The sequence below is a fragment of the Thermosynechococcus sp. HN-54 genome, assembly GCF_023650955.1.
GTDB lineage: Bacteria > Cyanobacteriota > Cyanobacteriia > Thermosynechococcales > Thermosynechococcaceae > Thermosynechococcus.
In genome coordinates this window covers 1,997,342-2,012,748 of record NZ_CP098039.1, presented here as the reverse complement: position 1 = coordinate 2,012,748, position 15,407 = coordinate 1,997,342, and the positions used below count along the sequence as shown (strand labels likewise).

13 protein-coding genes are annotated in these 15,407 nt (G+C 53.1%); 6 read left to right on the top strand and 7 right to left on the bottom strand.

What is annotated here, in order from left to right; all coding sequences use genetic code 11:
* Positions 1-2: 2 nt before the first annotated feature.
* Genes NBE99_RS09705 through NBE99_RS09680 form a run of 6 tightly spaced genes read right to left on the bottom strand, consistent with a single transcriptional unit; the run spans position 3 to position 6,344 of the window.
* Positions 3-440 (bottom strand): ATP-binding protein, encoded by a 438-nt coding sequence (locus NBE99_RS09705; protein ID WP_250681881.1) that lies wholly within the window; start codon positions 438-440, stop codon positions 3-5.
* Positions 437-3,157, bottom strand: coding sequence for a DUF1156 domain-containing protein (locus tag NBE99_RS09700; RefSeq protein WP_250681880.1), 2,721 nt, complete (start codon positions 3,155-3,157; stop codon positions 437-439). The genes NBE99_RS09705 and NBE99_RS09700 overlap by 4 nt, the downstream gene beginning before the upstream one ends.
* A gap of 26 nt (positions 3,158-3,183) precedes the next feature.
* On the bottom strand, positions 3,184-4,128 hold the full coding sequence (locus tag NBE99_RS09695) for a branched-chain amino acid ABC transporter permease (protein WP_250681879.1): 945 nt from the start codon (positions 4,126-4,128) through the stop codon (positions 3,184-3,186).
* A gap of 8 nt (positions 4,129-4,136) precedes the next feature.
* The gene (locus NBE99_RS09690) at positions 4,137-4,388 is read right to left on the bottom strand and encodes a hypothetical protein (protein ID WP_250681878.1); all 252 of its coding nucleotides are present in this window, start codon (positions 4,386-4,388) and stop codon (positions 4,137-4,139) included.
* Between the two features lie 59 nt (positions 4,389-4,447).
* On the bottom strand, positions 4,448-5,689 hold the full coding sequence (locus NBE99_RS09685) for a hypothetical protein (RefSeq protein ID WP_250681877.1): 1,242 nt from the start codon (positions 5,687-5,689) through the stop codon (positions 4,448-4,450).
* A 46-nt stretch (positions 5,690-5,735) separates the two neighbouring features.
* Complete coding sequence (locus tag NBE99_RS09680) at positions 5,736-6,344, bottom strand: hypothetical protein (protein ID WP_250681876.1); 609 nt, start codon at positions 6,342-6,344, stop codon at positions 5,736-5,738.
* Between the two features lie 168 nt (positions 6,345-6,512).
* On the opposite strand from NBE99_RS09680, the gene NBE99_RS09675 reads away from it, so the two are divergent.
* The 6 genes from NBE99_RS09675 to NBE99_RS09650 all read left to right on the top strand — a co-directional run bounded on the left by NBE99_RS09675 (position 6,513) and on the right by NBE99_RS09650 (position 15,174).
* Positions 6,513-7,526 carry an isochorismatase gene (locus NBE99_RS09675; RefSeq protein WP_250681875.1) on the top strand — a complete coding sequence of 338 codons (1,014 nt, stop codon included), beginning with the start codon at positions 6,513-6,515 and terminating at the stop codon, positions 7,524-7,526.
* A gap of 77 nt (positions 7,527-7,603) precedes the next feature.
* Positions 7,604-8,650, top strand: coding sequence for a class 1 fructose-bisphosphatase (fbp, locus tag NBE99_RS09670; RefSeq protein ID WP_250681874.1), 1,047 nt, complete (start codon positions 7,604-7,606; stop codon positions 8,648-8,650).
* Positions 8,651-8,653: 3 nt separating this feature from the next.
* The gene (gene zwf / locus NBE99_RS09665; RefSeq protein WP_250681873.1) at positions 8,654-10,183 is read left to right on the top strand and encodes a glucose-6-phosphate dehydrogenase; all 1,530 of its coding nucleotides are present in this window, start codon (positions 8,654-8,656) and stop codon (positions 10,181-10,183) included.
* 66 nt (positions 10,184-10,249) lie between these two features.
* Complete coding sequence (gene opcA / locus NBE99_RS09660; RefSeq protein ID WP_250681872.1) at positions 10,250-11,584, top strand: glucose-6-phosphate dehydrogenase assembly protein OpcA; 1,335 nt, start codon at positions 10,250-10,252, stop codon at positions 11,582-11,584.
* An 11-nt stretch (positions 11,585-11,595) separates the two neighbouring features.
* On the top strand, positions 11,596-13,845 hold the full coding sequence (locus NBE99_RS09655; protein WP_250681871.1) for a cation:proton antiporter: 2,250 nt from the start codon (positions 11,596-11,598) through the stop codon (positions 13,843-13,845).
* Between the two features lie 246 nt (positions 13,846-14,091).
* Positions 14,092-15,174: a hypothetical protein gene (locus NBE99_RS09650; protein WP_250681870.1), complete on the top strand. Its 1,083-nt coding sequence runs from the start codon at positions 14,092-14,094 to the stop codon at positions 15,172-15,174.
* A 30-nt stretch (positions 15,175-15,204) separates the two neighbouring features.
* On the opposite strand, the gene NBE99_RS13470 is transcribed toward NBE99_RS09650, so the two are convergent.
* Positions 15,205-15,294 carry an urease accessory protein UreD gene (locus tag NBE99_RS13470; protein WP_399370437.1) on the bottom strand — a complete coding sequence of 30 codons (90 nt, stop codon included), beginning with the start codon at positions 15,292-15,294 and terminating at the stop codon, positions 15,205-15,207.
* Positions 15,295-15,407 lie beyond the last annotated feature (113 nt).

Genomic DNA, 15,407 nt, shown 5'->3' with positions numbered 1-15,407 from the left:
GCCTATTGGGGTTTGGACTTCACAGTTTTGCGCAGAATCAAACAGTTGCCGCCCGTGTCAATGCGTTGATAGTCCAATTCATCCATAATGGTTGCCAAGAGGCGCAGGCCGCGTCCCCCTTCAGCATCAAGAGCAATTTGGGAGGGCAGCGTTTTTAGCTTTGCCATCAAATCAAAGGGATCCCCTTGATCCCAGATGCGCAATTCAATCACAGTGTCTGCAAGGGAGAGATCAATGCGAATGGGGGTGTTGCTGGCGCGATTGCGATGGGCATGGCGAACGGCATTGGTGAATCCCTCTGCGAGAGCTAGCTCTAGTTTCAACCACTCCTCAAGGGGCAGCGTCGTCGGACGGTACTGATTGAACCATGCCAATAGAGCCTCAAGCTGTGTCAGGTCACTGGGCAAGGTTAGGGAAACCGTCGTGAAGGGAGGCGTCATAGGCTGAGTTGTCCTTGATCAGGTTGAATCAGTTGCGGCAGACTTTCGCGATAGGCGAGGAATTCATGAAGCAAGCGGTCATCGAGAATATCGGCAAGGGCTTGGGTCACCACCCAAAAACTCGGCTGCTGAAGATACCCCACCTCATCGAGGTACTTGGCAACCCCCTCGCGGCCTTCCTCTGGCAGCAGCAACAGTGACCGATGCAGGGCATCAATGATGGGTACCGCCTCACCAAACCCAAAGTTCTTGTCCTTTTGGCTGCGTTCCTTGGCACTGGGCAAGAGGGTCTTTTCTCCCTTGATCTGCACTAGACTGCCCAGCTCACTCAACTCCACCCCGGTACTTTGGGCCAGCTTGCGGGCTTCATCGGAGGGCAACTCATTGCCATAGGCCCACAGTGCCAAGAGGGCAAATTGCGTCGGGCTATCCACATCAGCGACACTTGTTGTCCCCAGCACCTGCTCAAGGGCAAACTCCAGCACAATTTTGCGTACCTCCATCAAGAGTTCGCCCACGGTGACTGCCCGACCATCGGCACGTTGCACCACATCGTAGGCACTGTAGGCCTCTAGCCCTGGGCCGATCGCCGACATGAAAAAGTCCGCGCCACGAATCCCCGCTTGCCAAAACTGCTCTAGGCGAGGCCGAATCGACGCTTGCATCTGATTGCGCACACTGGTGAACAAGCCCCGCTGACCACCCTCCCGCTTGGTGCAACTGAGGAATGTTGAAGAGGCCAGTGCCGCTGAGTTGCGTGCCCGTAGGCGTGTTTGCATTTCTGTATGCAGTGGCCATGAGGCTTGCACCTGAAAGCCAGCGGCAATGAGGGCGCTAATCAGGGTTTCCCAAGCATCGGTGCTTTTGTGGGCAAAGACAATGGTGGCTTTTCCCCGTGGTTTGAGGATGCGGTGCATTTCCTGAAAGGCCTGCTGCATCATGGTTTCAAAGAAAGCTTTGGCCTTGTCGTTGTCACCACTGTGGCGGACGGGATTTTGGACAATTTCTTGGCCTTTGGGGGTGAGGGGGGTGCGAAAGTGCTCTGGATAGAGATGCCCGACGGTGCGCCGCAGCCAGACATAGAAAAAGTCCGAGAGGTCAGCATAGGGCACAGCATCGTAGTAGGGGGGATCGGTGACAATGGCATCAAAGAAGTTGTCAGTAAAGGGAAGAGATGTGGCAGTTGCGCGTTTTACAGTAACAGGCAAGATACTTGCAAAAGAAAGCGATTGAATAGAGAGCCAAACCCACTGAGCTGCGTTAGGCCAACCATTATTAATTAAGGGATTAATTTCCGCATAATCCCAAACCATGGGTAGAGCTTGACGCGAGAAAACGTGAGTTGGGTTATCCCGTGTGTTGTCCCAAACAACAATGGAAGCATTTTTGTCAATCACACGATCAAGAATTAGGCTCAAGTAGGTTGTGACTGCCTTTGCGAACTCCTCCTCCATGCCCCGTTGCAGCATTTCTGTGTGGGCAGCGCGAACCCACTGGGCAAACGTGACCAAGGCCAAGGCTTGCCGCGCGTTAAAGAGGTCTCCCCAAGTTTGGAATCCGTAAATACAGGGTGTAAAAGCTCTGGGGTCATAGGGAATTGGCTCATTGGGTAGGAGTGGCAAATTCTCAAAGGAACTACTGAGTTGAGCAACCTCCGAAAGCCTAGTTTTTGCTTTCTCAAAGCTATCGAAGTCATCTTGATTGGCTGACCGATAAACTTTGCCATCCCCACGCTGGTCAGATAAGACAGTAGCCATGATTCTTTGTCCCCACTGTTTTTTCCTCGCCTTAGTTTGAATATCTTTGGCTGGAATCGTTGTCCCACAAACTGGACACGTTGCATTCCCCCGCTGAACAGTGCCCTCCTCTGGCCAAGTGGCTCCCGCAGGGACTTCCACCACATCAAAGGTGATGGTTTTCGTTGCTGTATCCACGCAGGGTTTGAGGGCAAGGCGCTTTTTCTCTTTTTTCGCTAGCCACCATTGGCGCACAAGCGGGACTTCGGCTCGACAGGTGGGGTTCGTACACGTCACTGTCCGTGCCCAGAGATAGGCTAGCGGCGTCTTGCCATCGCCATCTACTGGATAAAAGTCCGCTAGTTCTGAGCGTGCTCGCTCCAATACCCACTCGCCCCAATAACGCACTTCCGTGGCCAAGGGATTTTGGGCATAGGCCTGCTGCCATTCCCCCGTCTCACCACTGAGCAGCAAAGATTGTTGGGTGCGGTTTTGGGCATCACGGGCGCGAATGTATTCAGGAATCGCACGGCTATTGGGCTGGCCATAGCGTTGGGGGTATTCCAGTGTCCCTTTCAGCAGCAAATAGGCTACAGGATTCAAATCCACGGCATAGGTTTCACAGCCCAAGCGCAAGGCCTCAAGGGGAATCGCCCCACCCCCGGCAAAGAGATCCAATACCCGTGGGGGTGTACCACCAAAAGCTTCTAAAATTTGCTGCCGCGCCTTCTCAATGGCCGGGGTGTTGCCATCTTTAACCGCCTCCCAAGGGACAATCGCCTCCACCAGCTTGGCATTTTCATCGGTATTGGGTACCAAGGTGGCAAAGACCGCTGCTCGACTGGCCGCCAAGGGTCGCCGTGCCCACCAGATGTGGAGCGTAGAAATGTGGCCGTGGCGAATGGACTTTTCGCGGGCGGAGGCCTCGGAGATGGGTTGTAGGGGCAAGCGGGACTCAATGAGGCGACGAGGGTGCGACATGAAGCAGCCGAATGAAGGAGAACTGATCACATTTTCCTTGTTTTATTGCCGAATAGGGTGCACCAGAGCGATCGCCAGTTGGGAGGCTGGCATAACCCCTTGGGAAAAAACCGCGTGCCGAGGATAATCAGCAATCCATAGAGCATCAGACGCCCATCGCGGAAAAAAGTGGCCACTGCGGCGGGTAAGTAGGGTTGATCGGCGAGTCCCCGTAGGAATTCTGGTAAGGCCGTAAAGAGCATACCGCCAGCGATCGCCCCCATAAACGTGCGATTGCCCCCCACCAATACCGCCGTCAGCGCCAGCACCCCCGTATCAAACGTGCCCTGCCGCGGATTCCAAGTATTCAAAAGATGCGCAGCCAAAACTCCCGCCACTCCCGCCAGAATCGCCCCCAAGGCAAAGCCGAAAACCTTATAGCGAGTGGTATCCATGCCGAGGGTCTGTGCCACCAATTCATCAGCACGAATGGCCTGCATTGCCTTGCCCGCACGGGTTTGTTCCAAGCGACCGATGGCGATCGCCACCATGATCAGCAGGGGCAGCGTCAGCCACAAGTAGCCCAAGGGTGTACTAAAGGGTTGGGGAATGCCAAAGATGCCGATCGCCCCCCCAGTGATCTCTAGGTTCAGTGCCAATACCCGCAGCACCTCAGAGAAAGCGATCGTGGCAATGGCAAAATAGATGCCCCGCAACCGCAATACCGGCACCCCCAAGCCCCATCCCACCAAGCCACAGACCACAGCAGCCAAAGCCATTTCCCCTAGGACCAGCGGCACAGGATAGGGATTCAGGTTAGGAAAAAGACGGGTTGAGACCAAGGCAGCAATATAGCCACCCATGGCATAAAAGGCTGGACTCGCAAGGGAGAGTTGGCCACTCATCAGGGGTAAATACAGTGACAAGGCCAGCATCGCCCCTAGGGTCATTGCAACCAGTAGGAAGTCGTACGTGCCGAGCCAACCCGCCATAACCCCTGCTAGACATCCATTGCAAACGTCGGCACACTCCCCTCAGCCAGCTGCTGCAAATCCGCAATAATCGCCGCTTCAATGGCTTTATCCCCCAAGCGAATCGTCAGACGCGACAGCCGCAGTGAAGCCGTAATCCGACCGCTAGGCAGATCTAACCACACCAACTGTTGAAACTGGCGACAGCGACCACCATGGCGCTGGGCAAGGGTGGCAAGTTCCTTTTCCGTGGGCGATCGTCCTAAATCAACGTCCACCACCCATGTGCCCCCACATTCCCGACGTTTAGAGAGTTGAATTGACATCCTTTAGAACTGACTTATAGGCGTTGAGCATAGAATTCACACCAAGGATCACCCTTTTCCCGTGCCTTCACCTCTGCCCCTTGAAATACACCGCCCCGTTGAAAGAGACGATTGTAAAACGCCTCATCCAAGACAGGCTTTTGCTGAATGCACCCGTTATAGACAACGTTCATCATTGCAGGCACCGCCCCTTGGGCAAAGTAGCAGGCGGGTTGCAGGGCATGGGGATAGGAGGCCAAGAAGTAGTTCGTTTCGTAGTTGCCATCAATCGCCACCCGACAGAATTCATTCCTGACCACCTCTAGGGCTTGCCAACGACCCCACCCCAAGCTACTAGCAACGGCATAGCCCCCGTGAATCCAATCTGTGTCGGTCTTCAACATGGGGCCAACCACCGTTTCCCACTCCAAAGACTCCATGATATTGCCAAAGGTGTAGAAGACACAAACATGGCCCGATTCACGGATCAAGGCTTGCCCCACCTCTAGAAGCTGCGGATCTACCTTTTGCAGCTCATCCAAGAAGCGGTACTGAATGCGGTTGTAGTAGTTGGCGGGCATGCGCGTTAACAAGACATTAAACGCCCGGATTTGACCATTCACATCCCCTTCAAGGGGTAGCTCCCACAGGGCTTCATTTACCGCATCGTAGTCCACACTGGTTTCTGCCTTCGGCAGGGGCACCGGTTGATCAATAAGCTTGCCCATCTGCGGACTCGGCGTCAGGGAGCGGCGCACTGGTGCTTTGGTCACATGGATCATGCAGTGATCCTGCCGCGTCACCGCCATGCAGCTCGTTTCTTCGGCCACATAGGTACCCAACGCCGCAAAGGTTGCATCCAGCGTTGCTGCCACATAGCCCACGGCTAAGTGATCAATGGGTTTCGTGCGGCTCACCTGCTCGCCATATTTCCCTAGCCAGACCTCTGCATAGTGGGAGTGGGTCAACTCCACCTCGCCCCCCTGTTCGGTCACATCAAAGTTGAGACGGCCAAGGCCCAAGAAGCTAAAAATTTGTGCCGCGGTGGCAAGGCGTTCCCCTGGGGTTTGCACTCCCAACGTATTAAAGGCATTGGCGAGCAAGCTATAGAAAATCTCTTGGGCTGAGGTCTGTAGGATACTGATCCCATCAAGCCAGTCGGGGTCTTCAATGGTCTGTTGCAAAAACAGGTTGTAGTGGTGGCAGTGGAAGATCACAGGCTCATTAAAAAAAGCCACCAGCTTGCGGGGGCGATCGATGCGGAGATGCTCAAACATAGGTACAAATCTTTACTCGTTGTTCAAGAAAGGGGATCAAACAGCTTTAGGGAAGGGCAACGGGCAGGCGTTCCACGCCCAAAATATCGGCCACGCCCTTGTAGAGAATGCGCACTTCTCGCTCATCCAACTGGCCTTTTTCCAGCCGCTCGCGGTGCAAACCGGTTTTTAGCGATAGCCGCAGTGTCACAAAGTTGGGATCCGGGGCATAGCGGCGAGCATAACTTAGGAGCAGTTGGGCGATCGAGGTGGTGTTGTCTTGTACAGGCGGCAACAGGGGCTTGCCATCCGCCAAGATGGCCTTGATCCGCTCAAACACCAGCTTCAGGTTAGTGCTACCCTTGGTAAGAAATAGAACAAAGTAGGGGGTTTTGCTAAAGGCTTTGATCACCAGTCGTACCTCTGCTGAGCCTGCCAGCAAGTAATCTGCCTCTGAGGCAGGATCCACCACTTGGCACACGCGATTATTGGCTCGTAGCAGATCGCTGGCATAGGCACCCAAGGAACTTAGGGAATCATTTTCGAGGCTGTTGCCACTGTAGTTAATTTCGGCAATGGTTGCCCCATCCGTCATGCGGCCAATCAACACGGCTAACACGCCCGGAACTCCGGCAATGTGTTGCTCCAAAACACTCTTGAGCGTGCGCACCAACATTTAGGTTCTCCTATACGAGGATTAAACTTTCACTAACCACAAATTTTATAGAGGTGAACAATACTTGTACATCCGTAGAATTTCTGATATACTCAGCATTTTATTAAAAATTAACATTTGTATCATTAGATACGATTTCCTAGCGTATCCCTTGCATGGAGTGAGCTAATGGTTGCAGCAACAGACCTGCCCATTCCCAACTTCTTTGATGCCGACAAGGTTGACCAAGTGTGGCGTGTCCCCTACCAAGAACGGGCAGCGCAGGCTCGCCAATGGGCACAGCAGTACCAGATTCCCCCTGCCAGTGAAGATCGGCAGCGCACGATTCTCTTACTCATTGATGTCCAAAACACGTTTTGCCTGCCAGATTTTGAGCTATTTGTCCACGGTGCCGTTGCGGATAATCAACGCCTGTGCCGCTTTATCTACACCCACCTTGCCCAGATTAGCGAGATCATTGTTACTCTTGATACCCACACCGCCAGTCAGATTTTCCATCCTCTGTTTTGGGTCAACCCCGCTGGTGAGCATCCCCTACCTTTAACGACCATCACCCTTCAAGAGGTGGAGAGCGGATATTGGCAGCCCAATCCTCACCTGCTGCCTTCACTGCCCCTAGCGGATTTGGAAAGTCTTCAGGCCTATGCCCGGTACTACGTGGCTCAGCTAGCTGCTAAGGGTAAGTTTCCCTTGACGATTTGGCCCTACCACTCCATGCTGGGGGGCATTGGTCATGCCTTGGTGTCTGCTGTGGAGGAGGCCTGTTTTTTTCATACTGTGGCGCGACAGCAGCAAACTCGCATTGAACTTAAGGGCAGCCATCCCCTGACGGAAAATTACTCGGTGCTGCGCCCAGAGGTGAGCCATGACCCCCAAGGGCGTCCCTTGATGCCGTTGAATACGGCTTTGATTGAGCATCTGCTGGCGGGCGATCGCCTGATCATTGCCGGTCAAGCCAAAAGTCACTGTGTCGCTTGGACGGTGGCCGACTTGCTCAGTGAAATTCAACAGCGCGATCCCCAACTGGCTCAGCGGGTCTATCTCCTTGAGGATTGTATGTCCCCTGTGGTGGTGCCGGGGGTGGTGGACTTTAGTGAAACCGCCGATGCAACCTTTGCCGGGTTTGCTGCTGCGGGCATGCACCGCATCACGACAACCACAACTACGCCTCTGAATCTTTAGTTGATCTAAAGACTCACCACTTCTGAAAAGAGACGGTTTAGGATCGGGGCTAGATGCATCCTCACCAGGGAGGGGCTATGACTGATTTTGCAGCCCACGAACAAGCCCTCGACCGCGATTGTTTGACCTTATCTCGCCACGTTCTTCAACAACTCCAAAGCTTTGATGCCGATGCCCAAGACCTGAGTGCCCTGATGAATCGCATTGCCCTTGCCGGCAAGCTTATTGCCCGCCGTTTGAGTCGAGCGGGCCTCATGGAGGGGGTACTGGGCTTTACGGGGGCAGTGAACATCCAAGGTGAAGATGTCAAAAAAATGGATGTCTATGCCAATGAAGTCTTTATTGCGGCCTTTAAGCAGAGTGGTCTAGTGTGTCGCCTTGCCTCCGAGGAAATGGAGAAGCCCTATTACATTCCTGAAAATTGCCCCATTGGCCGCTACACGCTGCTTTACGATCCCCTCGATGGTTCCTCCAATGTGGACATTAACCTGAATGTGGGATCGATCTTTGCGATTCGTCAGCAGGAGGGCACCGATCTCGATGGGACGGCTGCCGATCTCCTACAAGATGGCCACAAGCAAATTGCCGCAGGCTATATTCTCTATGGTCCTAGCACCATGCTGGTCTATTCCATGGGCAGGGGCACCCATGTTTTTGTCCTTGACCCTAGCCTTGGCGAGTTTATTCTGGCGATCGAGAACCTGCAAATTCCCGCCAGTGGCCCCATCTACAGTGTCAACGAAGGCAACTTCTGGGCATGGGAAGAATCCATTCGTAACTATGTCCGCCATGTCCATCGCCAGCCCGGCTACAGTGCCCGCTACAGTGGTGCCCTCGTCGGCGATATTCACCGCATCCTCATGCAGGGGGGCGTCTTTCTCTACCCCGGCACCCAGAAAAATCCTGCGGGTAAGTTGCGTCTACTCTACGAAGCGGCACCGATCGCCTTCCTCGTGGAACAGGCCGGCGGCAAAGCCAGTACCGGCACCCAACCCCTCCTCGATGTCGTGCCCGATCATCTGCACATGCGCACACCGCTGATTATTGGCAGTCCTGAGAATGTTGCCCTCGTTGAATCCTTTATCCAGCAAACCCCTGCCAACCCAACCGTGACACAGGTGTAACCCATGGTAACCCTATTTGAAAATCCCCTACGGGTCGGATTACGCCAAGAGCGGACGCCAGAGCCGCTCATTTTAGTTATTTTTGGTGCCAGTGGTGACCTGACCCAGCGCAAGCTCATTCCCTCTATTTATCAACTGAAACTCGAACGCCGTCTGCCCCCAGAACTCACGATTGTTGGGGTGGCGCGTCGCCACTGGAGCGATGACTATTTTCGTGAGCACCTCCGCCAAGGCGTTGAGGAATTTGGCGGTGGCATTCAGGCCGAACCCCTGTGGCAGGAATTTGCCCAAGGTTTGTTTTACTGCTCTGGCAATATGGATGAGCCAAGCACCTACACCAAGCTGAAAACCCTCTTGGCCGAACTGGACGAAAAACGCCAAACCCGTGGCAATCGTGTCTTTTATCTTGCGGTGTCGCCCAACTTTTTCGTTGAAGCGATTCAGCAACTGGGGGCTGCCGGTCTCTTGAGTGATCCCCAAAAGCATCGCCTCGTGATTGAAAAACCCTTTGGCCGCGATCTCACCTCTGCCCAAGCCCTCAATGAGGTGGTGCAGTCCGTGTGCAAAGAGGAGCAAGTTTATCGCATTGACCACTACCTCGGCAAAGAAACCGTTCAAAACCTGATGGTCTTTCGCTTTGCCAATGCCATCTTTGAACCCCTCTGGAACCGCCAGTACGTGGATCATGTGCAGATTACCGTCGCCGAAACCGTGGGGGTTGAAGATCGCGCGGGCTACTATGAAACTTCGGGCGCCCTACGGGACATGGTGCAAAACCACATCCTTCAGTTATTGGCCTTGACCGCCATGGAACCCCCCAACGCCCTCGATGCCGATAGTCTGCGCAACGAAAAGGTAAAAGTTCTCCAAGCCACCCGTTTGGCCGATTTGGATAATCTCGATGCCTGTGCCGTGCGCGGCCAATACCGAGCCGGCTGGATGAAGGGTAAACCCGTTGTTGGCTATCGCGAAGAGCCGGGCGTCAGTCCCACTTCCACCACTCCTACCTATGTGGCACTCAAACTAGTGATTGATAACTGGCGCTGGCAGGGGGTGCCCTTTTATCTGCGCACGGGTAAACGCTTAGCGAAAAAGGTGACGGAAATCTCGATTCAGTTTCGCGATGTGCCCCTGCTGATTTTCCAGTCGGCGGCACGCCAAACCAATCCCAATATCCTGACGATGCGCATCCAACCCAATGAGGGAATTGCCCTGCGCTTTGAGGCAAAGATGCCCGGTGCGGATCTGCGCACACGCACGGTGGAAATGGACTTTAGCTATGGCTCCTCCTTTGGCATGGCGACAGCGGATGCCTATGCGCGGCTCTTGCTGGACTGCATGCTGGGGGATCAAACCCTGTTTACGCGGGCGGATGAGGTGGAAGCCGCTTGGCGGGTGGTGATGCCGGTTCTCAGTGCTTGGGATGCCCCTACGGATCCAGACACCATTCCCACCTATGAGGCGGGGACTTGGGATCCCGATGCCGCGGAAGCGATGATTAACGCCGATGGCCGGCGGTGGCGGCGACTGTGATGTTTGCCCATCATGGGAATAAAGGCCGAACTCTTTCACACCTCTACAACAGATAGGTACCTAGGTATGGCGACTGAATCAACTCCCCTCGTAGCGCTCCAAGATCCCGTGGATGTCTCCCTCGATGACATTGAACAGAGTCTGCGGCAAATTTGGCTGAGTCATGGGGGAGATGGTACGGCGCCCGCCGCGGTGCGGGCAACCACGTTTACCCTCGTCGTCTATGAGGCGGATGATACGCAGCAACTGCTGGCGGCTTTGGGCTACTACACAGGCCCCATTGATGGCATTCTTGGCCCGCGGATGCAGTCGGCGATTCGTGCTGCCGAAAAGAACCACAACTTGCCCTTGACGGGTCGAGTCACGCCCCAACTCCGACAGGCCTTGCAGGCAGAATATGCTCAGGGAACCCCTCGGAGCGATCGCTATGCGGTAGATATGCGCGGTAGTGGCATTGCTGACGCGATCGCCAGCCAAAATCCCTGTCGGGTGATTGCCCTGTGTCCTACCCTTGGCGAAGATACGGGAATTACGGCTCAGGTGGCGGCCTACTGCCCCATTAACAAAAAGGTGCGCAGTTCCCTCGTTTGCTGTGAGTACATTACCCTCAAGGGCACCCATAGTGCTTTTCAGCGGGTAGAACCCCTCTTAAAGTCCCTGATTATTCGCGAGCTACCCCGCTTTCTGTGGTGGAAAGGGGACTTGTTCAATAACTTTGATCTGTTTCAAACCCTTGCGCCCCAATTTAACCGCGTGCTTGTGGATTCCAGTGACTTTCTCGATCCGCTGCGGGGCTTGCGGGCGATCGCCCCCCTGCTGGAACAAAACCTCCCTCTCGCAGATTTGAACTGGCGCCGTCTGGGGGCATGGCAAGAACTGGCCGCCGAAGCCTTTGATCCCCCCGAACGCCGTTTGGCCATCAAGGAAATTGATCAAGTGGTCATTGACTACGAAAAGGGGAACCCCGCCCAAGCGCTGATGTACCTCGGCTGGTTGGCCTCCCGTCTCCAGTGGCAGCCCCGACACATTACCCATGAGAGCGGTGACTACGACCTGTGCCATGTCGAGCTTGTTGGCGCTGATCAGCGATTAATTAAGGCAAAACTGGCGGGTATGCCAACAGGCGATCCAGGACAGGTTCTCGGCGATCTCATTGATTTGAAGCTGACCTCCACCAACCTTGAGGCAGATTGCTGTACGATTATTTGCTCTGAAACCCGTGGCTGCATGCGCATGGAAGCCGGCGGCAGTGCTCAACTGTGTCGCACTTACCATGTGACGCCGCTCAGTGACCAAACCGCTGAGATACTTCTCAGTCAGGAGCTACAACGCTGGGGACAGGACTTTCTCTACAACGAGAGTTTTGCTGTTGTGGCTCAGATGCTGGCCTTGATGCCCTAGCATTAGATCCCATGACCGAAGATTTTCGCCTTGTCATTGACCTCAGTGTGGTGCTGGGGGCAGCGGCGGTGGGGGGTGCGTTAGCGGCTTTGCTGCGACAACCGATCCTACTGGGCTACCTGTTGGCCGGTATGTTGGTGGGGCCAACGGGCTTGGGACTCCTCAAGGAAGTACCCCAAGTGGAAGGTTTGGCACAACTGGGGGTGGCCTTTTTGCTCTTTGCCCTAGGGGTGAGCTTCTCCCTCGGTGAAATTCGGAAAGTCCAAGGGGTTAGCTTAGGGGGCAGTGCCCTGCAAATTCTCCTGACCATTGCAGTTACAACGCTCATTTCCGTGGGTGTTGGCTGGGTGAGTTCGCCAAGCCAAGGAATTTTCTTGGGTGCTGTGTTGTCCCTCTCCTCAACAGCGGTCGTTCTGCGCAGCCTGATGGATCGCAATGAGTTGGAGTCGATCCAAGGGCAAATTATGCTGGGCATCTTGGTCGTGCAGGATCTGGCGGTGGGCTTGATGATTGCCGTGCTGCCCGCCCTGAATAAACCCCTAGAGGAATTATGGCTGGCTCTTGGAGAAGCGCTGCTCACGATTGGCTTGATTGCCGCTGGAGCGATCGCTGCTGGCATTTGGTTGCTGCCCCCGCTGCTGCGACTGCTGGCAAAAACTGAAAGTCGTGAACTTTTCCTTTTGGGCGTCGTTGCCCTCTGTTTGGGGATTGCCCTCCTGACGCAGTATTTAGGTCTGTCGATTGAGATTGGTGCTTTTATTGCGGGTCTGATGATCTCCGAGGTGGAGTATGCCGATCAGACTCTCGACTATGTGGAATCAATCCGCGACATCTTTACGACCCTCTTTTTTGCCTCCATTGGCATGCTCATCGATCCAGTGTTTCTCTGGCAGCACTTGGATTTGATCATTGAACTGGTGAGCTTGGTAATTCTGGGCAAATTCTTGATCACCACCCCCATTGTCAAACTCTTTGGCTACTCGTGGAAAACCTCCCTCCTCGCAGGGATGGGCCTTGCCCAGATTGGGGAATTTTCCTTTGTGCTGCTGACGGCAGGACGGGGCTTGGGTTTGGTCTCCCAACAGGTTTACTTATTGACCCTCGGCACCACAGCAGTGACGTTGCTAGTGACACCCTTTTTGTTGAAGCTAGTGCCATTGCTGCTGGAATTGCCCTTGCTGCGTCAAATCCTCAAGGAGGATGAGATTCTCGACATAGATTTAACGGGGCTGCCTCAGCGAAACCATGTGATTGTCTGTGGCTACGGTCGCGTCGGCAAGAGTGTGGTGAAACTCCTCCAAAAGCAGAATTATCCTGTCTTGGTGATTGAGCAAAGTGAAACGGTGATTAACGAAGTGCGCGATGCCCAACTGCCTTACATTTACGGGAATGCCGCCAGTGCCACAATCCTTGCCAAAGCAGGGGTCGATCAAGCCCTCGGCATGGCGATCGCCCTCTCGGATAGTATGAGTACCCGCCTCTGTCTCAAGCGTGCTCTAGAGTTTGCCCCGGAATTGGATGTCATTGTCCGCGCCAATAGCGATCGCGACATTGAGTTACTTTATCAACTGGGAGCACGGGAGGTCGTGCAGCCGGAGTTTGAGGCCAGCTTGGAGTTGGCGGCCCATCTATTCTTTACCCTCGGCATGGGTGAGCGCCACATTCAGCAAGAGGTGCAACAGGTGCGGGACAGTCACTATGCCAATTTGCGCGGCGATCATCCCCCTGAAAGAACAGGCCGTCTTTTGCGCCAAGCAGCCCAAGACATGAACAGCCGCTGGTTTACCCTTCCTGAGGATTCGCCAGTCGCGGGGATGAGCCTTGCGGACATTCAACTGCGGCAGTTGACGGGGGTGACGTTGCTGGCCATTGTGCGTGCTGATGGCACTGAAGTGGACTATCCCAGTGGTCAAACCTGCCTCCAAGTTGGCGATCGCCTGCTCATTGTCGGCCAACCAGCGGAGTTTGAGGCCTTTGAAGCCCTAATCAATGGTCGTGTCAGTGTGCCCCAAGGGGAAACCTCCTTTCTCTGGGTGATGTTGCCAGAAGAGACGGGGGAGCAAACTCGAACCATTGCTGATCTACACCTGCCTGAGACAGTGACCATCCGTGCCCTGCGGCGAGAAGGAACACTGCTTTCCGAACCGAGTGCCGATTGTTCTTTGATGGCCGGCGATCGCCTCCTCCTCACCGGGCCTATGGATGCCCTACAGCGCATTGGCGATCAACTGCAAGCGAGATCCACTCCGCTGCCGCCGTGAGCACGTACTAGCGAGCACTGTGGGGATACTATACTGATGTTCCTTGACTATAGCTAGAAAACTTACCCCAACGCGCCCCAAATCATCTTCCATTCAGCCTCAACAGCACTGCCAATCCCATTTACCAAACTTAAGAAAGTCTATTATTAGCCAAATTAGCTTTAGCTTTTGTTAACAAGAATCATCTCCTAGTATAATCTTAGACGAAGAATTATTCCTCCTCTAACAGAGGATATACAGGAAGTCATGCTACTAAATCAATCTTTGTCAAGAGGAATTGAGAAAACGATCAGGGCTATTCGACTGTTTCTGATTGCACCCGCCAGAAACCCAATTACAAAACTTGAGTCTTACCTATATTTGCCCTACATAGAAAAGAATGCAAGCATACTTCAGTTTGACCGGGATATTAATAACGTAGATATCCCTATGAGAGTTTGCTATCATTTAGTCCCAGAAGAATTTTCACAAAATTCACTCTACGGTATATCCAGAACGATCAAGCGGTACGCTGGTATTCAGACTAAAAAAAAGCTGCTGGCGCCTATCGAACATGGTTGCTATCTAGATGATTCCGGAGCACCTGACGATGATCCCTTTGCAAGGGCAATTATTACATTCAGTGAGTTTAGAAAAGAAGCTATTTCAAAGTATACGGAGAGGAGAGTACTACCTATAGGGCCATATATACATTACGCAGAGTTAATCGATATTGAAACACTAAAGAATTACAAGAAAAAACTTGGAAAAACGCTACTATTTTTTCCTGCACACTCAACCCATCTAATTAAAACCTCATTCAATCATTTACAGGCTATCGAATGGCTTAAAAGAGTATCAAAAGAGCATCAATTTGAATCAGTACTCATTTGCTTTTACTGGAAAGACTGTCGGCCTGAAATTGTAGAACCCTACCTCAATGCAGGGTTTCATTGCACAACAGCAGGTCATATTTATGATTGGAATTTTCTGAATCGTCTTAAATCAATTATCTGGTTGTCAGATGTCACTGCTTCTAACGCTATTGGTACTCACATTGGGTACTGCATTTACATGAATAGACCCCATTGGCTGTCTGAACAGCAGATAACTTGGACAGCAGATGTTCTGATCAACATTCCCTTGAAAATCAGGGTAGAGAATAGCATAAAATCTTATAAAGAAAGAAAAACATATCAATCAATTTCATCACATCTGACTAATTTGTTTCGCAATATCTCACTGTGTGTTACACATGATCAATATGAAGCCTGTAACTATTTTTGGGGATTTAACTGTATCAAGACAGCAGAAGAAATGAAAAGAGAATTGACGCCATTAATTGAATAAAACTAAGTAACCCTGATAGTAACAAACCACTCATTGAGCACCCTCAAAGACAATTGTTTCTTGGGGTAGCCATTCTAAAACAGTGTCATCGGCAACATGGCAGTGGATCGTTTGCTCCACAAGCACTTGAGCGCGACCATAGACCCGGTGGCCGTTGTCAACAAGGCATGGTACTGGGGTTGAGGCACTGCGCCGCGTTGGCGATCAACTGCGAGCCAGATAGTCCCCCTTTC

Coding starts and splice junctions, on each gene's coding strand:
- NBE99_RS09700 (WP_250681880.1), bottom strand. CDS start 3,157: ATGTCGCACCCTCGTCGCCTCATTGAGTCCCGCTTGCCCCTACAACCC.
- NBE99_RS09695 (WP_250681879.1), bottom strand. CDS start 4,128: ATGGCGGGTTGGCTCGGCACGTACGACTTCCTACTGGTTGCAATGACC.
- fbp (WP_250681874.1), top strand. CDS start 7,604: ATGACTGATTTTGCAGCCCACGAACAAGCCCTCGACCGCGATTGTTTG.
- opcA (WP_250681872.1), top strand. CDS start 10,250: ATGGCGACTGAATCAACTCCCCTCGTAGCGCTCCAAGATCCCGTGGAT.
- zwf (WP_250681873.1), top strand. CDS start 8,654: ATGGTAACCCTATTTGAAAATCCCCTACGGGTCGGATTACGCCAAGAG.
- NBE99_RS09655 (WP_250681871.1), top strand. CDS start 11,596: ATGACCGAAGATTTTCGCCTTGTCATTGACCTCAGTGTGGTGCTGGGG.
- NBE99_RS09675 (WP_250681875.1), top strand. CDS start 6,513: ATGGTTGCAGCAACAGACCTGCCCATTCCCAACTTCTTTGATGCCGAC.
- NBE99_RS09685 (WP_250681877.1), bottom strand. CDS start 5,689: ATGTTTGAGCATCTCCGCATCGATCGCCCCCGCAAGCTGGTGGCTTTT.
- NBE99_RS09650 (WP_250681870.1), top strand. CDS start 14,092: ATGCTACTAAATCAATCTTTGTCAAGAGGAATTGAGAAAACGATCAGG.
- NBE99_RS09705 (WP_250681881.1), bottom strand. CDS start 440: ATGACGCCTCCCTTCACGACGGTTTCCCTAACCTTGCCCAGTGACCTG.
- NBE99_RS09680 (WP_250681876.1), bottom strand. CDS start 6,344: ATGTTGGTGCGCACGCTCAAGAGTGTTTTGGAGCAACACATTGCCGGA.